Annotated in this window: 14 protein-coding genes; 8 read left to right on the plus strand and 6 right to left on the minus strand. The window is 55.0% G+C overall.

All coding sequences use genetic code 11. The features are described 5' to 3' along the window. Positions 1-73 precede the first annotated feature (73 nt). Positions 74-10714, minus strand: coding sequence for a BapA/Bap/LapF family large adhesin (locus EKN38_RS20955; RefSeq protein WP_126522583.1), 10641 nt, complete (start codon positions 10712-10714; stop codon positions 74-76). Positions 10715-11476: 762 nt separating this feature from the next. On the opposite strand from EKN38_RS20955, the gene EKN38_RS20960 reads away from it, so the two are divergent. Genes EKN38_RS20960 through EKN38_RS20970 form a run of 3 tightly spaced genes read left to right on the plus strand, consistent with a single transcriptional unit; the run spans position 11477 to position 13327 of the window. Then, the gene (locus tag EKN38_RS20960; RefSeq protein ID WP_014832974.1) at positions 11477-12004 is read left to right on the plus strand and encodes a tetratricopeptide repeat protein; all 528 of its coding nucleotides are present in this window, start codon (positions 11477-11479) and stop codon (positions 12002-12004) included. 7 nt (positions 12005-12011) lie between these two features. Next, positions 12012-12542 (plus strand): RNA polymerase sigma factor, encoded by a 531-nt coding sequence (locus EKN38_RS20965; protein ID WP_014832973.1) that lies wholly within the window; start codon positions 12012-12014, stop codon positions 12540-12542. Next, positions 12539-13327, plus strand: a complete 789-nt coding sequence (locus tag EKN38_RS20970; RefSeq protein ID WP_014832972.1) for an anti-sigma factor family protein — start codon at positions 12539-12541, stop codon at positions 13325-13327. The genes EKN38_RS20965 and EKN38_RS20970 overlap by 4 nt, the downstream gene beginning before the upstream one ends. Here EKN38_RS20970 and EKN38_RS20975 read toward each other — a convergent pair. The 5 genes from EKN38_RS20975 to EKN38_RS20995 form a co-directional block, all read right to left on the minus strand. Then, positions 13322-13879, minus strand: a complete 558-nt coding sequence (locus EKN38_RS20975) for a YceI family protein (RefSeq protein WP_014832971.1) — start codon at positions 13877-13879, stop codon at positions 13322-13324. The two genes, EKN38_RS20970 and EKN38_RS20975, sit on opposite strands and share 6 nt — an antisense overlap. A 226-nt stretch (positions 13880-14105) precedes the next feature. Next, the gene (locus tag EKN38_RS20980) at positions 14106-14495 is read right to left on the minus strand and encodes a hypothetical protein (RefSeq protein WP_014832970.1); all 390 of its coding nucleotides are present in this window, start codon (positions 14493-14495) and stop codon (positions 14106-14108) included. Positions 14496-14906: 411 nt separating this feature from the next. Beyond that, complete coding sequence (locus EKN38_RS20985) at positions 14907-15293, minus strand: hypothetical protein (protein ID WP_014832969.1); 387 nt, start codon at positions 15291-15293, stop codon at positions 14907-14909. 1 nt (position 15294) lies between these two features. Continuing rightward, positions 15295-15636 carry a hypothetical protein gene (locus EKN38_RS20990; RefSeq protein WP_126522585.1) on the minus strand — a complete coding sequence of 114 codons (342 nt, stop codon included), beginning with the start codon at positions 15634-15636 and terminating at the stop codon, positions 15295-15297. 721 nt (positions 15637-16357) lie between these two features. Beyond that, positions 16358-16684 carry a hypothetical protein gene (locus EKN38_RS20995; protein ID WP_014832966.1) on the minus strand — a complete coding sequence of 109 codons (327 nt, stop codon included), beginning with the start codon at positions 16682-16684 and terminating at the stop codon, positions 16358-16360. 305 nt (positions 16685-16989) lie between these two features. Here EKN38_RS20995 and EKN38_RS21000 point away from each other — a divergent pair, with 305 nt between their 5' ends. The 5 genes from EKN38_RS21000 (at position 16990) to EKN38_RS21020 (ending at position 24210) form a co-directional block, all read left to right on the plus strand. Beyond that, positions 16990-17775: a hypothetical protein gene (locus tag EKN38_RS21000; protein ID WP_043951685.1), complete on the plus strand. Its 786-nt coding sequence runs from the start codon at positions 16990-16992 to the stop codon at positions 17773-17775. 138 nt (positions 17776-17913) lie between these two features. Next, positions 17914-18690: an isocitrate lyase/phosphoenolpyruvate mutase family protein gene (locus EKN38_RS21005; protein WP_014832963.1), complete on the plus strand. Its 777-nt coding sequence runs from the start codon at positions 17914-17916 to the stop codon at positions 18688-18690. After that, positions 18674-19720, plus strand: a complete 1047-nt coding sequence (locus tag EKN38_RS21010) for a bifunctional transcriptional activator/DNA repair enzyme AdaA (protein WP_014832962.1) — start codon at positions 18674-18676, stop codon at positions 19718-19720. The genes EKN38_RS21005 and EKN38_RS21010 overlap by 17 nt, the downstream gene beginning before the upstream one ends. Before the next feature lie 234 nt (positions 19721-19954). Next, the gene (locus tag EKN38_RS21015; protein WP_014832961.1) at positions 19955-22264 is read left to right on the plus strand and encodes an AAA family ATPase; all 2310 of its coding nucleotides are present in this window, start codon (positions 19955-19957) and stop codon (positions 22262-22264) included. Beyond that, entirely contained in the window at positions 22261-24210 is a 1950-nt protein-coding gene (locus EKN38_RS21020) for a UvrD-helicase domain-containing protein (RefSeq protein WP_014832960.1), read from the plus strand. The genes EKN38_RS21015 and EKN38_RS21020 overlap by 4 nt, the downstream gene beginning before the upstream one ends. Positions 24211-24226 lie beyond the last annotated feature (16 nt).

Below are 24226 nucleotides of genomic sequence, written 5' to 3' on the forward strand. Positions count from 1 at the left end.
TAATAAAAAATAAGTACAGCTTTATTGTTTATGCCCGGGCGCAGTGCGCCCGGGTCAGGTACTGCAGGTGCTATCAGGTCACGATGTGTTGCTGGTTAACTAACTCGTCGTAGGTGGTCTGGACGTTATCCAGCGTCACGAGCGTGGTATTGGTATAGGTACTTCCTGTACCGTCACGGTCGATGGAGATCACGGTACTGCCATTGCTGTTCGTCACATGCAGGTAATTACCGAGCGTTGACGCACTGCCGTTCCAGCCCACCAGCAGATCGCCGATGTCAATTTTGTCTCCCTGGGCCAGTGAGAAGTTGGTCCAGTGATCGCCGGCGGTACTGCTGACGTTACCCGCGGTGGCGTTGCCTGCGGTGCTGTTCAGCACCTGATAAATCAGCGTATCGCCGTACGCGGTGCCGGTAATGACATCGTTATGCTCAGAACTGACGAACTGCGGCGCCATATTGATGGTCAGCGTGGCGTTGTCCGTATTGCCGTTGGCATCGGTGAGGGTGTAGTTGAAGACCTCCTTCGACGTGATGGTTGAGAGCGACACCCCGCTGTTGAGGGTGTAGGTGTAGTGGCCGTCTGCGCCAATCGCCAGCGTGCCGTAATGACCCGTGACGTTGACCAGCGTGCTGCCGGTGTAAGGATCCAGCGTGGTGATGGTGCCGTCGTAGCCGGTAATGGTGACGCGGGTATCGACCGACTGCAGCTGATCCATCGCCCCGGCGGAATCCGTGCCGTCGAAGATATTGCCGTCAACGGTGTGGCCGCTGGTGGAGTCGAACTGGGTCAGCGAGTAGGTGGTACCGTTCACGCTCGGGGTGATGGTGATGTTGCCCACGCTCAGCCCCGGTACGCTGCCGGTATAGCTCAGCGTATAGGTCCCGGCATTCAGATCCAGCCCGGTCAGGGGAACGTCAATACTGCCGCCCAGCAGAGAGCCACCGCTGAAGGAGCCGGTGCGGATAACACCGTTGGCATCACTGATCGTCCAGTTCACCGTCAGTCCGCCCAGCGCCAGCAGCGACGCGACGTCAAAGTGCAGCGACGCGCTATGCAGGGCGGTGTTCGGATCCACCACAAAGGTCCCGCTTCCGCTGCCCGTGGTGGTACCTAACAACGAGGTGGTCCAGCTGGCGCTGCCGACGTTGGTGTCAGCGTAGGCCGAGGTATGGTGTACCGACGTGACACTCATCTCGGTGCTGACATCGTTCACCGCATCCATTGCCCGCGCGGTTGGGGTAATGTTGAGCGAGCCCGTATCTTTCGCGCCGTTTGGTGCCGTAATGGTATAGACGAAGGTGTCCGGCGTGCTGATATGGTCCGCACCCACGCCGTTTCGCAGGGTGTAGGTGTACTGACCGGACGAATCAATGGTCAGCGTGCCGTATTCTCCCTGAATGTCGGTTGTTCCACTGCTGTTAACCGCCACACCGTTCACTGCCGTCACCACCGTGCCATCCGGCACCGGATCGTTCGCCAGCACATCCCCCGTGGTGCTCTCTCCGATACTGGAGACGCTGTAGACATGATCCTCCAGCACGCTCAGGGTGTAGGCCGTCAGCGCGGTGATCCCTGCCGCCGTATTGAGCAGGAACAAGTACTCCCCGCCAGGCAGGTTCAGCGTCAGCTGGGAGGAGGTGCCCCCCAGCAGCGGCGCACGCAGCCAGCCCGGCTCAACGCGCATCTGCTCGAAGGTCTGGGTCGCATTGTTGAACTTATAGACGTACAGGTCGAACACCGAGGCCAGGGCTACGCCCCCCACGGAGGCCTGAATCGTCATGGTGCGGGTCGTCCCTTCCTCCACGGTGTAGATGATCGGGTTGGTCATATCGTCCAGCAGGTTCAGCCCCAGCGTGTTGCCGAGATTGATCCCCACCAGGGTAAAGCCGCTTTGCGACGAGGTGCCGTTGTCGATGGCCTGGACGGTGGTGTCGAAGGTCAGGGAAGCCGCGTCGTCTACGGCGACAATGCCATTCGCCACGCTGCCCGCACCGAGCGACAGCACGAGGTTCGCCGACGCGCTGACACCGTTATGGGTGATGGTGTAGGTGAAGCTCTCCGTGCGGCCAATGACGGCTGCACTGGTGTCGGTGAGGTTGTAGGTGTAGCTGCCGTCGCGGTTGATGGTTAGCGTACCGTACTGCCCCTGAATCACCGTGCCGTCGGCGTTGACGCTGGTGGTGACCCCCAGCGCGTTGGTGACGGCGGAGACGGTGGTACCTGCCGGGGCATTGTCGCTGCCTGCGGTAGGATCGGTATCCAGGATCACGTTACCGTCCAGGCTGGTGTCGCCCGTGACGGTACCGGCACTGGTCTCTTTCACCGCCACATCCAGGCTGGTGTACGAGCCGGTTGCCAGCAGGTTGGTGTTGTAGCTCAGCACGCGATACTGGCCATCAGCCAGCCCGGTCAGGTTCAGCGACACGCCGGTGGCCCCAAGGGTCAGCAGGTCGGCGAACTGCGGTTGTCCGGTATCCACGACGGTGGTCCAGGTGCCGTTGACGCTGTCGAAACGCTGCACCACCAGCTCCAGGGTGTTGAGCAGCGAAAGCACGGCCCCCGTGGCGTTGGCATTCACCACAATATCCGCACTGCCGCCACTGCCCACGTTGAACTCAACCTGGGCAGTATCGTTGCCCAGCAGGGTCAGCACGTTGCCCACGGCGCCCACCAGCAGGAAGCCGTAGTCGCTGTACTGGCTGTTGGTGACGGTGGCGGTGGTGCTGAGCTCCAGCTCTTCAACGTTATTGCTGGCAGAGAGCGGCACCACCGGCGCAAGGACCGAGCCCGGCTGCGAGGTGTTACCCGCCGCATCGGTGGCAGTGATCTGCAGGGTCTGGCCTTCGGTCTGCTTGTTGAGGAAGGTGTAGCTGTAGGCGCCATTGCTGTCTGCGGTGGTGGTCACCGTTGACCCGTCCGCGAGGCGGATGGTGACGGTGCTGCCCGCTTCGGCCGTACCGGTCAATACGCTGCCGTCAGCGTTAAAGGTCCCGGCAGGCGCGGTTGGTGCCGTCACGTCGACGATAACGGTTGTCGGGAGCGAGATCGGGCTGGTGCCGGCTGAGTTGGTTGCCGTGGCGGTAAAGGCGTGTGAGCCCTCGCTTAATGCCGGGGTCGTAAAACTCCAGTTACCGCTGGCATCGGCCACAACCGTACCCATCGACACGCCGTTGTTATACAGCGTGACGGTGGCGTTCGGCTGTGCGGTGCCGCTCAGGGTTGGCGTGGTGTCATCGGTGGTTTTACCGTTGGTCAGCCCTCCGGTAACGCTACCGACGTTATCGTCAATGTTGGCGATAACCGGTGCGTTCGGAATGTTGGTTGATGGCGCAACCACCGAGGCGCTGACGCCAGCGTTACCGGCCTTATCGGTCGCGTAGACCAGCAGCGCTTCACCGTTGGTCTGCGCCGGGGTGAGGGTAGCGCTAAAGTTGCCGTTACCGTCTGCCGTCGCGGTACCGAGCACCGTTCCGGTACCGCTGGTGATGGTGACGGTGCTGCCCGCTTCCGCGGTACCGGTGACCTGGGTTCCGTTAGCGATCACCTGCAGGCTGGTCGGTGCGCCCGGTGCAGTCAGGTCAACCAGGATTGTGGTCACGGTTGATGGCGCGCTGGTATTGCCCGCGGCATCGGTGGCGGTGGCGGTGAAGCTGTGCGAACCTTCCGTCAGCGTGGTGGTGGTCTGCGCCAGCGTCCAGTTGCCGTTGGCATCGGCGGTGACCGTGCCCACCAGCGTGGTACCGTCGTAGATACGTACCGTCGCATTGGCTTCGGCGGTACCGCTCAACGTTGGTCGGGTGTCGTTGGTCGGGTTATTGCCCGTCACCGGCCCGGTAACGCTGCCCACGTCGTCTACAATCGCGCTGATGACCGGCGCGGCTGGCGCGGTGGCATCCACGTTGATCACATACCCGGTGGTAGGTGCGCTGGCGTTGCCCGCCGCATCGGTGGCGGTGAACGTCAGGCTGTGCTGACCATCGCTGAGCGCCGGTGACGGAGTAAAGCTCCAGTTACCGCCGGTGGCGACAACGCTGCCAATCTGCACGCCATTATCGAAGATTTTCACCGTCGCGCCCGCTTCCGCCGTCCCGGTGAGGGTTGGCTGCGCGTCGTTGGTCAATCCGCCATTGGCGACAGGCGTAGCGGCATTGCCGACATCATCCACAATGCTGCTCAGCACCGGCTGCGCAGGCGGCGTGGTGTCGATGGTCAGGTTGAAGGTCGCTGACGGCGCGCTGGTGTTACCTGCCGCATCCGTCGCCTGAGCCGTAAAGCTATGTGGACCGGTTGCCAGCGTGGTGGTCAGCAGAATGCTCCAGTTTCCGCTGGCATCCGCGGTACCGGTGCCCACCAGCGTCGTTCCTTCATAAATATTCACCGTGGCAAACGGCTCGCTGGTACCAACGAGACGCGGAATGGTGTCGTCGGTGCTTTGTCCGGAGCTGACCGGGCCGGTGATCGTGCCCACGTCATCAACCGCCTGGCTGATAACCGGCGCGTTAGGCGCAGTGGTATCCACCACCAGCGTAAAGTCAGGCGATGCGGGGCTGACGTTGCCCGCCGCATCGGTGGCCGTGACGGTCCAGGTGTGGCTACCATTCGCCAGCGCGGTGGACGGGGTAAAGCTCCACGCGCCGCTGCCGTCAGCCTGGGCGGTGCCGACCTGCTGGCCGTCCTGATAGACCGTGATGGTCGCGTTGGCCGCGGCTGTGCCGTTAAGGGTTGGGGTGGTGTCGTCCGTGCTCTGCCCGGAGGAGAGCGGTGTCTGAACGCTGCCCACGTTATCGCTCGCGGTCAAAATGGACGGCGCTGTCGGGGCGGAGGTATCCACCGTCAGGTTAATCGGTGCCGACGTGCTGCCGGTATTGCCTGCTGCATCGGTGGCGTTGAAGGTAATGGCATGTGGTCCTTCGGTGAGCGCCGTGCCCGGGGTGAAGGTCCAGTTCCCCTGAGCATTGACGACCGCGGTACCAATCTCGCTGCCATCGACAATGATGTGCACCGTGGCACCGACTTCGCCCGTGCCGTTGAAGGTGGGGTTCGTGTCGTTGGTGCTGCTGCCGCTGGTGAGCGTCCCGGTGACCGGACCGACATCGTCAATCACGCTGGTGACCACCGGCGCGGAAGGACCGGCGGTATCAACTGTGAAGACGAAGACCGGCGAGTTGGCTGAGACGTTACCGGCGGCATCGCTGGCGTTGATGCGAATGTTATAGCTGCCATCTCCCAGCGCCGGATTAGGGGTAAAGCTCCAGTTGCCGTTGCTGTCTACCGGTGCGGTACCGATCTCCACGCCATTGTTCAGAATGTGGATGGTACTGCCGACGGCACCTGTCCCGCTGAGCGTTGGCGTCGTGTCATTGGTGACCTGGCCGGTGGTGAGATTACCGACGACCCCGCCCGCCACGTTGTCGCTGACGGTTTCCAGCACGGGGACCGCTGGCGCCGTGAGGTCAACCACCACGCTCCAGGCGTTTGACGACAGGCTGATGTTACCCTGCGGATCGGTGGCCTTGACGGTGAAGCTGTGTGGCCCTTCGACGAGGGCGGTCTCAGGCGTAAAGCTCCACGCGCCGGTACCGTCCGCCGTGACGATGCCAATCTGCGTATTGCCATCAAAGATGGTCACCACGCTGTTCGCTTCCGCCGTACCGGAGAGGGTTGGCGTTGCATCGTTGGTGGTATTGCCGCTGACCACGGTCGTGGCGGTGTTGCCGACATCATCGGTGACGTTAACAATCACCGGGGTGGTGGAGCTGGTGTCAACCACGATGGTGAAGCCTGCCGATGGTGCACTCTGGTTGCCCGCCGGATCGGTCTCACGGATGGTGAGGACGTTATTGCCCTCCGCCAGCGCGGACGGCGTGAAGCTCCAGTTACCCGTCTGGCCGACCACGGTGGTGCCCAGCAGGGTGCCGTTGCTGTAAATGGAGATGGTATCGCCCGCCGTGCCGCTACCGGTAAGGGTTGGGCGGTTGTCATTGGTGGTCTGCCCGTTTGTCAGTGGGCCGGTGCCAGGGCTGACATCATCGATAACCGCGCCAATAACAGGCGCGTCGGGCGCGGTGAGATCAACGGTGACGGTCGCCGCCGGTGAACGTCCGCTGGTTTCGCCATTCAGCGTGGCGGTGACCTCAAAGGTGTGCGCTCCTTCACCCAGCGGCAGAGCTGGCGTATAGGTCCAGTTGCCGTTTGCATCGGCGGTCACGGTTGGCAGCAGAACCTGCACACCGTCCTGGTAGACGGTAATTATGCTGCCTGGCTCTGCCGTCCCGACAAGGGTCGGCGTCGTGTCGTTGGTGGTTTTGTCTTTCACATCGCCCGTGACCGGGGCCGTATCGTCGTTGATGACCGTAATGACGGGCACGTCCGGGAGATTCGGCAGCGTACCAGTGACGGTATAGGAGGCTTCAGGGCTGAGATTACCTGCGGCATCCGTGGCGGTGATGATCAGCGCCGCGCCGTCCTGCTGGGCCGGGCTGAGCGCCACGGAGAAGTTGCCGCCTGAGACTACCCCGGTACCGATCACGTTACCGCTGGCGTCTTTGACGATAATGGTGGTGCCCTCTTCGCCGGTACCGGTCAGCGGCGTCCCCTGTGCGGCCACGCTGATATTGTCCGGCGCTGCCGGAAGCACGGTATCCACCGTAACGGCAAGCGGCGCAGAGCTTCCTGAAGCGTTACCCGCCGGGTCGACCGACGAGACGGTAAAGCTGTGTGGGCCTTCCCCCAGCGTGGTGTCGGCGGTCCAGCTCCAGGTACCGTCCGGCTGGACCGTGACCTGGACTGTGGATGGCGTACCGTCCACGCTGACAATCACGGTGGTGCCCGGCTCGCCGGTGCCGTTGAGGGTTGGCGTACCGTCGCGGGTGTAGAGCGTCCCGTTGGTGAGCTGGCTGTCTTCAACGCTGTTAATCAGCGGGATCTCAGGATCAGTGGTATCGACGGTGACGGTATAGACCGGGCTGAGTGCGCTGACGTTACCCGCTGCGTCAACTGCCGCAACGGTGATGTTCAGCGGGCCATCCGTCTGCGTGGGCAGGGTCAAAGACCATTCGCCGTTAACCACTACCACGCGTCCAAGCTCGACGCCGTTGTTGTAGACGATCACCGTTTCACCCGTCACACCGGTTCCGCCGACGGTTGGCGTGGTATCGGTAGTAAAACCGCCATTCGGCTCACCGGCGACGGCGCTAATCACCGGGGTATCCGGTGCGAGGGTATCGACAGTGATGGTGATCCCCGTAGAAGGGTCAGAGACGTTACCCGCCTCGTCGGTGGCGGTAGCGGTAAATTCGTGGCTGCCCTCGTCAATGGCGCTTTCAGGACGCCAGCTCCAGTTACCGTTGCCGTCTACCGTGACCGTACCCACGGCGGTTGGCGTGCCGCCATCAACGCTGTCGTAAATGGTAATCACGTCATTCGGCGTGCCGGTGCCACTCAGTACCGGACGCGGATCGTTGATGGTTTCGCCATCGGCCACCGGGCCGGTTATCTGGCTGACGCTGTCGGTAATCACCGGGACCGCTGGCGCAGCCGGTGCGTCGGTGTCGATGGTGATGGTCACCGGCTGGGACGGGGCGCTTTCGTTGCCCGCGCCGTCCTTGTTGGTGACGGTCAGGGTAATGTCGTAGGTGCCGTTGGGCAGGTCGGTGGAGGGTGTCCAGCTCCAGTTGCCGTCGCCGTCCACCACGGCGTCACCGATTTTGTCGGTGCCGTTGTAAATCGTCACCGTATCGCCCGGATTACCGGTACCGCTCAGCGTCGGTGTGGTATCACGGGTGGTTTCCCCCGGGTTCAGCGACGTAGGTGCTGAGCCATCCGGGTTAACGGTGATGGCTGGCGTGTCTGGTGTGGCCGGTGCGACGGTATCAATCACCAGCTCGAACGGATCCGAAATCGAGGTATTCCCGGCGGCATCTGTGGCATGGATTGTCAGCGAATGTGGGCCGTCGGTGAGCGGCGTGGTAGGGGTAAAGCTCCAGCCGCCGCTGCCGTCGAGCGTTGCGGTGCCGAGCAGTGTGGTGCCGTCATACACGGTGATGACCGTGCCATCCGGGGCGCTGCCCTGAAGTAACGGCTGGGTGTCATCCGTGGTATCGCCGCTGTTGAGCGGGCCTTTAACGTCTCCGGCGTCGTCGGTGACGGTTGCCAGCGTCGCGACCGGCGGTGGGGTGGTATCAACGGTAAAGGTAAATCCACCGGATACCGGGCTGGTGTTACCGGCGACGTCGGTGGCGATCGCGGTCAGGGTATGCGTGCCGTCGCCAACCGGTGTGGTGGGCGTAAAGGTCCATGCGCCGCTGTTACCGACTACCGCCGTGCCGATATCGACGCCATCCAGACGGATGGTGATCGTTGAGCCGGGTTCGCCGGTACCGTTGAGCGTCGGCGTTGCGTCATTAGTGGTTTCGTTGACATCCAGCGGGCCGGTGCGCCCAGGCACATTATCCACAAGCTGGGTGATGGCGGGCGCATCAGGCGCAGTTCCATCAATGGTAATGGTCCAGGCATTTGATACGTTACCGTTGCTTGATGTCGCCGTCAGTACATGGGCACCTTCGGCCAGCGGGGTGGATGGCGTAAAGGTCCACTGGCCGGATGATGGAACAACAACCGTGCCGAGGACGTCGCCGCCGCTATGGATGGTGATGGTCGAGCCGGGCTCCGCCGTGCCGTTCAGGGTAGGGGTGCGGTCATTGGTGATCCCATTCTGGCTGATGGGGCCTGTGACGCCGGGTTCATCATCCACCACAGAGAGGATATCCGGTGTCGTGTCCGGTGCGGTGAGGGTCGCCGCTGGACTCTGGTTGCCCGCCGCGTCAGTGGCTACCACCGAAAGCTGCTCGCCGTTTGTTTGGGCAGGCGAAAGGGTCGCAACAAAGTTACCGTTGCCGTCAGTGGTGGCGCGGCCAATCACGTCGCCGTTGCTGTTGGTGATGACGATTTTGCTGCCTGGCTCGGCGGTGCCGGTGACCTGGGTTCCCACCGGGTTAATGGCAATAACGGGCAGCGCCGGTGGCGTGGTATCCACGGTAAAGTTCACCGGCTGCGACTCTGCGCTCTGGTTACCCGCCGCATCGGTTTGTTTAATGGAGATCGAGTGCGGGCCTTCCGCGAGCGGGTTGTCTGGCCGGAGACTCCATGTGCCGTTGGGCAGCACGGTGGTTTGCCCTATCAGCACGCCGTTGTCATAGACCAGGATTGTGCCGCCAGGCTCTCCTCGTCCCGCCAGAAGCGGTTCAGAGGAGTCGGTGAACTGGCCAGCGGTAATCGCCCCTTTAATGGCCCCGGTCTCATCGCTCAGTACAATCGCCGTTGGCGCTGCCGGAGGGGTGAGATCCACGGTGAGGGTGAAGACCGGAGAGGCTGGCCCGGTGTTGCCGGCGGCATCGGTTGCCCGAACGGTAAACTGGTGGGCGCTTTCACCAAGATTGACCGGTGGGGTGAAGGACCATGTGCCGTTACTGGACACCACCGCAGTGCCAATAGCGACAGAGCCATCGTAAATGGTTACGGTGGAGCCGGCTTCTGCGGTACCCGAGAGCTGAGGACGCGGATCGTTAGTGCTGCCCCCGCTGTTTACCGTCCCTTTACCGGGGTCAATATCGTCCGTTGCGCTGGTGATGGTTGGGGCTCCGGGCGCAACCGTATCGACAACAAAACTGACGGCTGCGGATGCCGGGCTGGTATTGCCTGCCGCGTCGGTCGCGGTTGTGGTAATGGTGTGGCTGCCGTTGGCAAGATCGGTGGTGGGGGTAAAGCTCCAGCTACCTTTGGCATCTACCTGGGTGGTGCCAATCGGCTTGCCGTTATCGTAAAAGGTGATGGTGCTGCCTGGCTCGCCGATGCCGCTGAAGGTCGGGCGGGGATCATCGGTACGCTCGCCGTTTTCCAGCGGGCCAGCCTTACTGCCGACATCGTCATTCACCAGCAGAATATCTGGAGCATCCGGGACGGTGATGTCCGGTGCGGTCACGGTTGTGCCCGGGCTGGTATTCCCCGAGGGATCCGTTGCGGTGGCGGTGATTTGTTCGCCGTTGGTCAGCGGCGTGCCCAGGTCGATGGTGAATTTACCGTCGCTGCCGGTTTTGCCGGTGCCGATGACGTTGCCGTCGGCGTCTTTCAGCGTGATGGTACTGCCAGGCTCGGCGGTACCGGAGATGGTTTTACCATCCGGCGAGAACTGAAGGCCGGACGGCGCATTCGGCGGAGTGGTATCCGGATCGGAAGGGTTTGTCGGCGTGCCGGGGTTGCTGCCGTTGTCATCATCGTCATCCCCACCGCCGCCGCCTCCGGTGCTTGCCGCCGCCGCGATGCCACCTGCGGCGACAATGCCACCCAGTACCCATGGCCAGATGGCGGCGCCACCGGCATCACTGCCGGATGCGGCAAGCAGGACGTCCGTGGAGGCGATGGATTCATAGGTGGCGGCCCCGGCGGGATCCTGAATCCACCATAGCGCCCCTTCGCTGTCCTGCAGGACCAGTTGGCTCGCCCCCTGAGCATCGGTGACGTAGAAATTTTTAATGGTAATCACCTCGCCGGAGTGGAGCGTGATCACCAGATCGTTACCGCTGCGGGCGAAATCGGCGACATTGGCTCGCTCAACCTTAAGCTCAACGATAGAGGTGTGGCTCAGCGTAACCTGGGTGCCTTCTGATGTGGTTTCAACGCCCGTAAGTTTCGATATAACAGAGATTTGGCTCATTTAGTGATGACTCCAGCAGAGTTGTCGTTAACGGCGAGCAAGACGAGCCATCTCTGTGAAGGGTAAAGCGCGCCCCCGGCGGAGTGACTGTTATTTAAACAGTACTCACCGTATTTTTTTCAGCGCGAACGATGCCCGCCAGAATAGAGAGTGGCAACATCAGAGCGGATCTATTTATTTAAGAAAAATTATCAACAATGTGATTTTGTCTTTTATATAACCTTGTAATTAATAGAGGAATTAATCCGGGACGGTATGAAAATGATATAGTCAGAAAAGTCTGGATATGCAAATTAAGCTTCTGTAAATACGGATGGAGAATGTGATGTGGGTATTGGTTTATAGATGATGAATAGGGTTTTTGATGCATAATGCTTTGTTTTAAATGAATTATTTTGATTTTGAAGAACGTGATTTTTAAGCGTGAATAATGCTGATAAAAAATTGGTAGGTGAATTTTGTTATCTTATTTCAACGGGTGTTGTTTATGGTGGCTTAATTGCGGTTTAAGATAGGGTAACGTTTTTGATGTAAGATATATTATATTTTTACAGGGTTTAAAAATATTCTTTTATATGCGTCATTTTCTGCTAATGAGAAAAATAATTCCAGGACGGGAGGGTTGTAAAATAACCACAGTTATATTGCTAAGAAATACGCCACAGGCATGATTTTGTTGCTGTAAAAAAAATCAGCGGGAAAGTGAATAAAAAGCGCGCCCACGCGTTTACTCACGTAATCTCTCATACCCAGGAGCGTTGTATGAACACCCCCTCTCTTCGTCTGATCCCGGTGCTACTTTTTTCACTGTACGCGCCGCTGGCGTTGGCCATGGGCGATAATAGTACCGAGAGCAAAACACCCGACTGTCCTTCCGGACAGGTGTATGACAGCGCAACCCAGAAATGCGTGCCCGACAAGAGCAGCAGCCTCAGCGATAAGGACAAAACTGACTATGCGTATCATCTCGCTAAAAAAGGCGAGTACCAGGCGGCGCTGAATCTTCTTGATTCGCTGAAAAACGGCAACACCGCGGAAGCATGGAATTATCGCGGGTATGCCACCCGTAAACTTGGCCGCACGGACGAAGGGATTGGTTATTACCAGCGTGCGCTCGCTATCGCCCCCGATTATGCGCAAGCCCGGGAGTATCTCGGCGAGGCGTGGATGGTGAAAGGACGGCCCGATCTGGCAAAAGAGCAGTTGAAAGTGATTGCCGGTATTTGCGGCCAGACCTGTGAGGAGTACCGCGATCTGCAGGCCGCCATTAACGGGCAACCGGGATCCTGACGTTCTCGTGGAGGGAAAACATATCGCTACCAGTGAGGTTCGCCAGCAGTTAGCCGCGCATCTGTCGCGCCTCTGGCGCTATGGGCTGGTGTTGTCGCGAAACCGGGATATCGCTGAAGAACTGGTTCAGTCCACCTGCGTACGTGCGCTGGAAAAGAGCCGTCAGTACACCCCTGGCACGCGTATCGACAGGTGGCTTTTCGCGATCCTGCACTCCATCTGGATCTCCGAGTTGCGGGCGCGGCACGTCCGTCAGGGGCAGGGATTTGTCGCCAGTGATGAACTTATCGCTCCGGACACCCGTGAACAGGATGAGACGCGTCTGCACTACCTGAAGGTGATGCAGCGCGTCAATGCGCTCCCCGAAGCCCAGCGCAACACCGTTTTTTTGGTTTATGTCGAAGGCTTTACCTATCAGGAAGCAGCGGACACCCTGGCGGTGCCGGTTGGTACCGTGATGAGCCGTCTGGCAACGGCGCGGGCGACGCTGGCAAAGTCGAATGACGCACCGCCCCCGGCGAAGGAGAAACGCTCTTGAACGCGCACCGTTTTACACCGCCCTATAATGACGAGGCTATCGTGGCATGGATAGATGGCGAGATGTCTCCTGCCGACGCACAGCAATTTGCCGCCCGGCTCAAAAGCGATGCCCGGCTCTCAGCGCGCACTGCTGAGCTGATGAAAAGCAACCAGGACTATGCCCGGGCGTTTACCGCCATGCTGGACGACGCTCCGCTGGCGAAGATGCAGGCCCGGCTGGATGCCCTTCCCGAGCCGCCATCCGTCACGTCAGCGGGGGTGAGCAGACGAGCTCTGATTGCGGCGTCGCTCAGTTTTCTGCTGGTGGGCGCAGGAGTCGGGCGCTGGCTGAGCCCGGCCACCGGCGCTGTGGATGAGAATGCCCATATTCGCGACCTCGAAGCACAATACATGTCCCTTTACAGCGCCGAGACGCTGCTGGATATGGACAGCGCTCTGCCTGTGCTTCAACGCGGGCTGCAGCGGGCAGCACAGGATATTGGCCTGCAGCTGCAGGCATCACAGCTTATCCTGCGCGGGGCTGAGCTTAAGATGGTGCGTATGCTGCGCTATGAAACCACCTCGATTGCACAAATCGCCTGGATCCATGCCGACTTCGGCCCGATGGCGCTTTGCATCTCCCCGACAGGACAGGCGACGACGGCCGCGCTTCAACAGGAGCAACGGCACGATATGAACCTGGCGTGGTGGCATCACGCGGGGTATCAGTTTGTCCTGATTGGCCGTAATCCGCCGTCGCAGTTGCAAATAAACGCTGAGCAACTGCAACGCCAGCTGTCATAACGACGGAACCGCGCTGGCCTGGATCGCAATGGCGATGGCAATGCGATCATCAACGACCAGCGCAAATTTATCCATGCCGTAGGCGGCGCGGGAGATAGCCGTTGTGGCATCCAGCGTGAGGAGGTGCGCGTGCGCATCCTTGACGACGGCCTCCAGAATCACCGGCCGGGAAAGGGCTCTGACGGTCAGCGTGCCAAATACCCTGTACCGTCCCGATCCCTGAGCGACCACGCGAGAGCTGGTAAAATCGATGGTGGGATAGCGCTCAGCTTCAAAGAACATATCGCTTTTCAGCTGCCAGGTGAGCAGGCTGTTTGAGGCCACAAGGGTCGCTACCGGGACGGTGACGTGAATACGATCGTCAAGGGCATTATCCGGGTTAAGGGTAACGTCACCCGTGACGCCGCTGAATCTGGCCCACGAGAGGATGCCACCGAAAGCATGCCACGATAGCCGGATGGCGGTGTTGTCGGTGTCGATGGCATAGCGCTGTGGGGCGGCCAAAGCCCACGGGCAGACTAAAACAAGCAGTATTGCCAGGCGTCGTAGCATTTCAGGATCTCTTTTAGGGTGGCAGGGAGTAAACGCGCCATCCTGAAGATCTATTCGGCGTTATGCGTCAGGTTGTTTTCACGATATTCACCGAGATTTCAACGCCGTGGCTTTCTGGTGCGATTTCTACGTGGTTCATGATAGGTCCCCCCTGTAACAAGTTTAGTCTTCAGGAGGTTGAGCAGAGGGGAATAAAAAAGGCCGCGTGTGCGGCCTTTCGAAGGGATTACTCAGTGACTTTCTTTTCCAGCTCGTTGGCGCCTTCTTTGGCTTTGTTCCAGCCTTTCTCGGTGCCTTCTTTGGTGGCATTCCAGCCTTTCTCAGCGCCTTCTTTGGTGGCATTCCACCCTTTTTCAGTGCCTTCTTTGGTTTTATGCCACGCTTTCTGGGAGTCTTCGCTGACCTTGCTGCCAAAGCTTTCGCTTTTACCTTCCGCAGCATGTTTCTGTTTCAGCTTCAGCTCTTCACCTTTGTTCTGCTCTTCGTGCAGTTTTTGCTTCGCCTCGTTGGCGTTAGCCTTCGCCGCGGCGACGGTATCATCAGTTGCATGTGTGGTCGCAGCAAATACTGGAGAAGCCAGCAGAACGGCAGATAAAGCGATAATTGTTTTTTTCATAATATCCTCATTTAACGTTATCGGTTATGAGCGTGATTCAGCATGTCACAGACGAAGCGGGGTGGCTTTAGGAAAAAACTGTAATGAGATCAACGTACCTAAACGTAGGGTCAATGGATTGAGGATTATCCAAACGATAAAAAGCCTGTTTCAGCGAGGGCGGCGAGGGTCAGGAGAATAAAGAGAATGACGACGATGGGTCTGTACATGTTCGGGTTCCTTCCGGGTTGAGCGGCTATTCCATCGCGCTGGGGGGAGTGCTTTTTAATTTTTCATAGGGGAGGGACGGTGTCGTTGATGTTTGTCAATGTGATGGGGAAATAAGAATACAGAATAACGCCGGGATTGCGCTGTATGGGCGTTCAGGGTTTTATCCGAGGGAGATTTTGGTGGGGGGAATTTAAAGACTTCTTACAAGCTTTTATCCAACTCAGCGGATAGCCTGTTAAGTTCGTTACTGATATGTTTGCGCCGTTGTTTTAACAGTACCCGGGCTGGAATGATGCGCTCGATAATTGTCGGCTTTCTGTTCAAATACGCTATCACAAGCCGTGTGATGTCTTCCTCTGACCAACCGTCCATCACCGGCGTTGGGTTGTAGAGCAGATTAGCCTGTAGGGCAGGGGCGACTTCCTCATCCACAATTCTGAAGATCGCTTCCCGGTTTAATCCGGATCTCTTCAGCACCTTTGCCATCCATTGATAGTCATACTCCTGGAGTTCGCGCCCGGTAAAAAGTTCTGATAAGGCGTGCCAGACGGGGACGCGGGCGATCAGCTGGGTTTCAGTCAAATGCATATTAATTTCTCTCTTGCGGTAAAACATACACGGTTCCGAACAGGAGGTCTGTACCTACGGACGCAAGAATGCCGCCCACTAATGCCGCAACACCAATACAAACGGGTGCAGTTGCCGCGCACACACCTGTTGCAACCACCGCTGCACCCGCTCCCCATCCGCCAGCAATGCCCGCAGTAACTATAGCGCCCTGATGCATTGTTTCGGTGGTTTTATCTTCTTCCTGATAAATTTCATACGCGGCGACCGCTAAAGAAACGAAAATAACCCGCTTACCTGCCTTACCCAACATTTTGGCGATACCTGATACCGCGCCCTTGTCACGTCCGGCCGACTGGATCATTTCCTTGAATACAGTGGCTGCTGCCTTTCCGATAAAGACTCAAAAGATTGCTGAAACATTTTAGTCGCATAATGTTCGGTGAGGTCAGCCATCGTGCGTCCCGATGGTTTTAGCTTTTTCGCATAGGCTTTACCTACGGGCTGTTTCTTAGCCGAGAAAGATCGAGTATTTCGTTACGAGTCTGGGAGGCTAAAGTTGCTGCTTCTCGGGGAGACATATTTCCGCTCTCGACTGCTTGCACAAGCTCAGCAGACATTTTCTGAATATCGCGCAAATATTGCTCTCTGACACGCGAGTCCTGTATACAATGTGCAGCAAAGTTTGAAGCCGTTCCTTGCAGCGAAGCAAGAGTAGCAGAAAAGGCTCTCTGATCATTCTGCATTGCTCCAGCAATGGCGGGGTATGTGAATCCCATTCAGCACCTCATCATCACGAACAACGTGGTAGAGATAATATCTCTGGCTAATTTTCTCCCTATATAAACAATTATACAATTTTTTGAATGCAATATTCATTAGTCGTCCCTGTAATTACAGCAATGTTTTTATGCTTTTTGACATTGAACGCATGAAAATAGTTTTTAATGTAACGCCTCATCGTATTTAATGACAGGGCCGACATTGGCTATTGAAGGTGAAAAAATCAGCCCATAAACTTTATACGATGGGCAAAACGTATAATACCGATGAACAAGAGTTTGCTCGCCAGGCAGAAAGGAGGGTTACCCCTCATTGCGCAAAAACTTTACCGCCTTCCATGAGACAGACAGCGGTGCCATTCCCAATATAAAAAGAGATAAAACGATAATTATTGCGAAATAAATCCAACCATTACCATAATCATTAGTGATAGTGGCATAGGTAGCAAAAAACAGTAAACCAATGACAATAAACCAGGACGTGTAGAAGCGTCTTTTTAGCTCAACTAAAAGTGAATGCAGAGTCCGATCTTTACGTTTCGGATCTTCAAGTACGGCACGCAAAGCCGTAATATTTTTATCAGTAAACCCGTATGAACGAAGTTTCGCTTCCTGTTGCGCTTCTATCACTCTTCACTCCTGAACGTTGAATGCTCCTGCCTAAATTATATAAAACAATAACAGTTATGGCTGAGCAAAAACAGATTCAACACTCGCTGAAGTGATGAATCACGATATCGTGCCTGCAGTCAGACAAAGCTCACTGCGTGACTGGCAGTCAGAACATAACTATACCCTTCATATCTAAGAGATTGCTTTATGGCTACGCGAGCAAACTCCTCAGGGGCAAGACTGTTCCTGCAAAAATATCTGGCCCTTATTTAAAGAGCTCGATATTCTGTAATGCTTTGTCTTTTTTGTGAACAGGAAAAAGTATGCTAAGTACATTACCCGATTTACACAGAAGTTTTGCAGAGCAACTCAAGCTTAAATTTCAGGCTGATTCGCGAATTCACTCTCTTCTCGCTGGCGGCTCGCTTGTTCATGGCGGGTTCGATAATTACTCCGATCTCGATTTTGTTGTTGTGGTAGACCCTCTCTGCTATGACGAAATCATGGCGCAGCGTATTGAGTTCGCCGGAACACTGGGGCATCTGCTGCATGCCTTTACCGGGGAACATGTCGGAGAGCCACGTCTGCTTATATGCCTGTATGGTCCTGAACTCCTCCATGTCGATCTGAAATTTGTCACACTGGACATGCTCACTCAACGCGTTGAGGAGCCTGCAGTGTTATTTACCCGCGATCGCCTGGCTCTGGAACAACAACTGGCAAAATATAGTGCTCAATGGCCTGACATGACGCCGGAGTGGTTTGAGTCCCGAGCCTGGATCTGGCTTCATTATGCGGCGGTGAAACTGGGAAGGGGCGAACTCTTTGAAGCGATTGGCATGCTGTCATTCTTCCGCGAGCAAGTGTTGGGACCTATGCTGTGCCGTCGTGCAAATCTGCCGCAACGTGGGGTTCGCCGCATTGAATTCCATGGCCTTGATCCCGATGGCCTGCTGACTTCCACGCTGGCAACACACGATCGTGACTCCGTCAGCATTGCCATCAGAAGGGCTATTGACGCTTATATCAATCTGCGGGCTGATGCGCTGCCGAAAAATATCGCAGACGATGCGGCACGATGGGCGGTTCTTGCCATGCTGAAAGCCTGAACCCGACCTTGAAAGGTTTCGATCTGGTTCGCCCCGGGTTCAGACGACGTTTGCTAAAAAAATGGTCGTCTGAATTTCGGTTGTGACGTTCTTGCTGACTGCATAGATTCATTTTCAATCTATCGAGAGGATATGGATATGAACTTTGCAGAACTCCACAACCAGCATGAGCCGCTTCTTATCGCTAATGTCTGGGATGCCGCCAGTGCTGTCGCAGCGCAAGAAGCAGGTTATCAGGCATTGGGAACTTCCAGCGCAGCAATCGCGTCCACACTGGGATATGAAGACGGGCAGGGAATGCCATTTGATGCGCTGTTTTATATGGTCACTCGTATCCAGGCTGTCAGTAAGCTGCCATTGAGCGTTGACATGGAAGCAGGGTACGGTGATTCAGCCGAAGAGATAACAGCCAATCTCAGGCACCTTGCTCAGACAGGCGTCGCAGGCGTTAACCTTGAAGACAGCAGCGTCATAAACGGGGTGCGTCAGCTTGACGATGCTTCTGATTTTTCCTGTACCCTGAGAACAGTAAGCGATGCGCTGAGAAGCGAAAATCATAGCCTGTTTCTGAACATCCGGACTGACACGTACCTGCTCGGGCATGCAGATGCGTTGCAGGAGACGATATTACGGGGTCAAAGCTATAAAGCTGCAGGTGCTGATGGCCTTTTTGTTCCCTGTCTGACGTCAGAGAAAGACATCAGCCTCATTGCAGAGGCAACGGGTCTGCCTCTTAATGTCATGTGTATGCCCGACCTTTCGTCATTCGACAGGCTGAAGCTGGCCGGAGTAAGCCGCATTTCCATGGGCAATTTTGTGCATTCAGCCATGCAGTCAACGCTGATTGATGTCATGCATGCGATCCGATCTCGTCAAACGTTTGAAGGACTTTTTGGTGATGAAAATAACCGATAAGAATTTATGTGATATCTGGTATCAGGCATTACTTGAACGTGCTTCAGAATATACTGGCGTGTTTTTTGTTGGCGTCAAAACCACGGGCGTATTCTGCATTTCGGTATGTCGGGCGCGAAAGCCCAAACGTGAAAATGTCGAATTTTATAAAGATGCCAAATCTGCCCTTGCGGCCGGCTTTCGACCCTGTAAGGTCTGCAGACCCGCTGAGAATGCGCACAGCGCGCCATTATTTGTTGAACAGGCGCTTGCGCTTGTCAGGCGCGATATTAAATCCCGTGTTGCAGACGCGGAGCTTCGCCAGCATGGTATCAGTCCGGAGCGGGTAAGACGCTGGTTCCTGCAACATCACGGCATCACTTTTCAGGCTTTCCAACGAATGCAGCGGGTGAACGTTGCTCTGCAGGAGCTCAAAAGCGGACGAACGGCGACTGACGTTGCGCTGGACAACGGCTATGAATCCCTGAGCGGGTTTGGTTATACCTACAAGCGGCTTACTGGTGCAGCGCCGACTCAGGCAACCCAGGTGATAGTCATTCACCGTTTTACCACGACGCTTGGGCCGATGTTTGTCTGTTCGACAGAGCGGGGAGTCTGTCTGCTGGAGTTTACCGATCGCAGGATTTTAGAAACAGAGTTTCGCGATATTCAGCGTTTATTTAACGCCAGAATCGTCACCGGAGAAAACAGCCATACCCGGCAGACAGTAAAAGAGATCAGCGAGTATTTTGCCGGAACGCGCCGACAGTTTGATCTCTCTGTAGATGCCCTGGGGAGTGATTTTCAACAATCCGTTTGGAACGAGCTGCGGGCAGTTCCCTATGGACAGACCTCACACTATCAGGCCATCTCACTACGGATGAATAAGCCAAATGCTGTACGCGCCGTCGCTGCTGCCAATGGTGCAAACCGAATTGCGATTGTGATCCCTTGCCACAGGATAATTGGAAAAGATGGTGCCATGACAGGTTATGGAGGCGGTATTTCGCGAAAAGAATGGCTCATTGAGCATGAGAGAAATAACGTTTAATGGCGTGATGTCCAAGTGTAGCCGGAATGGCATGATGCCCAAAAACACTGTGACATGAATCAGTTAGAGTATAATTAAGGATTGGTATTTTTGAGCGAAGCGGTAATATGACTTGCCGTGTCAGTTCTTTCTAATTGTGCCTCAACATCATCATGGTGGAAGGACTCGAGCTTACGGCGTAGCGCTAAGCTGCTACAGGTTGGCGCATCCCTATACGGATTGAGAGGAGCCACAATGTCAGCAGCAGACGCCACCACATCATTAACTGGGCAGATATCCCTTCGGTTTGTTGAGCTTTGCCAGTTCCGCCGACTTGGTAAGGTCCAGCTTGAAGTTGATCCAAAGACTACTATTCTCGTCGGTGCGAATAATAGTGGCAAAACATCAATTCTGGCAGCGTTGCGCCATTTCCTCGCAGATGGCTCGCCATTTGGTGCTTTCGATATCAGTGTTTCTCAATGGCCAAAATTGCGGGAACTTGGAAGAGCTTGGGACGCATTAGAAGAAGATCCATCTACGTCTGGCGCATCCGAAGATGAATGGGTAGAGCAACTTGGAACCTTACTTTCGGCGATGCCAACGCTAGATCTATGGTTCGATGCTAAGGCCGGTATGTTCCACTATGTCTCTCCGTTCTTGTCAAAATTCAGTTGGAAGGGGGGCGGGGTAGGTGTCCGATTGCGTCTGGAACCTGCTACGAACATTGAGGATCTGAAGCAGTTGGCTTGGAAGTATCACCTGACGAGAATACCTGTGAAGGATATGGGAAAGGATTCGCTTGCGTGGCCGATTGATCTTCTTGATTTTTGGCTGCGAGAACCTTCGCTACTCGGCCAGGTTCGGGCCTATAAGTTGGATGCAGATAACAACCCTTTGGACGGAATAAAGACCTATGTTAGCCAGATATTGGATGCTAACTCTAGTCCAATTGATCGTAAACATTTGCAGAAAATCATAAAAGTAGACTTTGTGGCTGCACAGCGTGGCCTTGGTAGTGAGGAAGCCGATTCCCGGTCTGCTTCTGGTCCCCATCGCATAGGTTTATTCTCTAATCAGCTTCTCAAATTTGCTCGACAGCATCTAAATGTGGCAGCAACAGGTCATGGGCATCGAGCTGACCTCATAAAAGCTGTTGCTGATGCCCAGCAGGAACTAGATAAAAAGATTCATGAGGCTATTGGACCATCCGTAGAAGAGGTTAAAGAGCTCGGGTATCCCGGCTTGCATGACCCCCAAGAGATTCGTTTCCGCACGCGCATACAGACAGCCGAATTACTCGACCATGGGACAGCTGTTCAATACAGCATGCAGAAGGATTCATTAGAGGAGCTTCTCCCAGAATATTCCATTGGACTCGGTTATCAGAATTTACAGTCACTTAGTTACCAACTAGTTTCCTTCAAAGCTGCTCGCCTAAATCCTGAAAAGGGCGCTCCAGTACCTATTCACCTGGTTATGATTGAGGAGCCCGAGGCTCATTTGCACGTACAGGTACAACGTATTTTCCCAGGTAAGGCACATAAGCTAATCAGCCCTAACGGTAGCGCTGAGTCAGGCCTTAAAAGCCAATTGATTATCAGTACTCATTCTAGCCATCTAGCTCATGCTGAGAATTTTGACCGGCTACGATATGTTCGCCGTGTTGCCAAGAGTGAAGAACAAAACATGCCTACCACCGAGGTGGTCAATCTTGGGCAAGTTTTTGGTGATGATAAAACGACCCGTCAATTCGCTGAGCGTTATTTTCGCGTTCAACACACAGACCTTTTATTTGCCAATGCTGCAATCTTTGTCGAGGGGGTTGCTGAGCGAATGTTGTTACCTCTTTTCATTGAAAGAGATTTCGCAACACTCAACAGTCGCTATCTGTCCTTCCTTGATATTGGTGGCAGCCATGCTCATCGGCTAAAATCTCTCGTTGAAAGACTCCGTATTCCAACTGTAATTATTACTGATATTGATCCAGTTGAAGAAAGACCAGGTAAGCCTAAAAAAAATGGGGATCCGACCACAACCTTAGTTGCTGTAGCTAATACAGGACAACCCGGGCTGCAATGTGGGAACCCGACTCTTCGCGGATGGCACCCTAAGCTGCAACAGCTTGAAGATTTCAAGAACCCGAAAGATGAGCATATTGTCTGGAACGAAATTGCCGAATGTTCTGTACGTTTCGCATGGCAGTTGCCTGTAGCCGAAGCTGGTAATCAGTGGCCAAGTACTTTTGAGGATTCTCTTATACTAAGAAATATTCCTTGGTTTAAGGCGTTGATGAATGAAAAAGTCGATGACGAAGGCAAGCAGATCACACCGCCAAAAGGCGCACTGGGCTCAGTAGCAAGACAGGTCGCTGAAAATGATAATATTCCAGAACTGCTCGCTGCTCTGCACAAATTAATGCATGGATCTTTTAATAAAGGAGATTTTGCCGCAAGCATCTTTGAAATGGTTGCTGCGGATGAGCCGATTGTCTGTCCTAAATATATCGTGGATGCATTGGAATGGCTCCAGACACAGCTTGAGCCAAGCAAGGAGGTGATGCCATGACTAACTCACTAATCCTTGACGGCAATGATCGCGATGCAGGGGTAGTAGAAGAGATTTGCGGCTACCTTACAGACATTCCACCTCGTAACTACTTCCTTTTTGCGGGGGCTGGTTCCGGTAAAACACGAACATTGGTGGAAGTTTTACGTCGCCTTACTGGTGTGACCGAGCATGAGAAGGGGGGACAATTGGCACGGTCCCTGAAGATGTATGGGCGTTCTATTAGAGTGGTAACGTATACAAAGAATGCTGTCTCTGTAATCAACGGACGTCTTGGAGACAATAGCTTAGTCTGTGTGTCTACCATCCATTCGTTTTGTTGGGAATTAATTAATGGGTTCAACGATGATATTCGCGAGTCCCTTATAGCAGTAAAAGAAGCTCAACTCGCTAAAGAGACTGCAGAGGCACAAGCGAAACCGAGGGGTATTACTGCAGCAAAACAGCGTGACCTTGACGAAATCACAAATGAAATCGAGGTTCTTCGGACAACTGAAGTATTCAAATACCATCCCGATCGCAATACATATGGACCTGGTGCACTACCACACAATTACGTACTCGATGCGACAGCTTGGTTGCTTCAAAATAAGCCAACACTCCAATCCATTCTCAAAGATCGACATCCAATCATACTGATTGATGAGTCGCAGGACACGATGAAAGGTGTACTGGACTCCTTGATGGTGCTTGCCAAAAAAAGTGAGAGAGATTTGACTCTTGGTCTGCTGGGAGATCATCGACAACGAATTTATATGGATGGTCATGCCGATCTTCCAAGCATTGTTCCGGAAAGTTGGGCAACGCCTGAGTTACAAATGAATCATCGCAGTCAACGACGGATAGTCACACTGATTAATAAAATCTGGGAAACTGAATTTGAAGGCAGGACACAACCAACAAAGGGCTCAGCACAACATCCCCGAACGGAAAAAGCTGGTGGAACGGTTCGGCTCTTCTTGGGGGATACATCACGAAGTCCAGAAGATAAAGTGCCTAGTGAACGCTGGTGCGCTGAGCGAATGTTTGAAATTAGTGGTTTAGCAGATTGGAATCAAGGGCAATATCAGTTGCTTGCGCTTGAGCATAAGCTTGTCGCCACTCGTGGCTCGTTTCTTGATGTCTATGAGGCAATGGTTCTGTTAGATCCCAACGCTGCAGCACCATCTGGCAGTGGGGACAATAAGGGGCCTTCAACAGTACAAATTTTGCTTAATGAGCTGGCGCATTTAGAAGCCTGCGTCAGTGATGAAGGAATCGTTAATGAGTTTAAGGCCACCGAGGTTTTTCGACGTTATGGCGGTTTAGACAATATGCCTGAGGACTCAGAAGCAAGAGCTGAACGTACTGATGAAATGCTCGAAGCGATAGCGATATTTGCAATGGCTTGCGCCAATACTGAGTCAACGATCGCTGAAGTATTAGCACCAGTTTTAAATGCAAAATTATTTGAAGTAGATCATCGCCTTCAGGAGGCTTATGCTGACAAGTCACCAGCCCCGCAAGCTCCTGGACGAGGTGAAGATGAGTCAAAGCAAGCAAGAATGCGCCGTGGATGGTGTGCATTGTTTGCTGCTCCATGGAAACAACTTAAGTGCTATCGGAATTACCTTGCTGGGATTTCAGAGCTCGCTACACATCAGGTAGTTAAAGGCTCTGAATTCAAGCACGTCATGGTTGTAATGGATGATGCTCTTGCTGGTGGAACTCTCATTAAGTACGACAAAATTTTTGGTGGTACGCAGTTAAGTCCAACAGATAAAAAGAATGCAGAGGCTGGTAAGGAGACAACAATTGACCGGACTTTACGTTTGCTGTACGTGACTTGTAGCAGGGCGCAAGAATCGCTCGCCTTAGTGCTTTGGTCGTCCGATCCAGCGGCAGCAATGGCTCGAATTAAGGAGAGTCAATGGTTTGCTGAAGACGAAATACAAATAATCACATAATGCTACAGACATAATT

This window comes from Enterobacter sp. WCHEn045836, from assembly GCF_003965585.1.
GTDB lineage: Bacteria > Pseudomonadota > Gammaproteobacteria > Enterobacterales > Enterobacteriaceae > Enterobacter > Enterobacter dissolvens.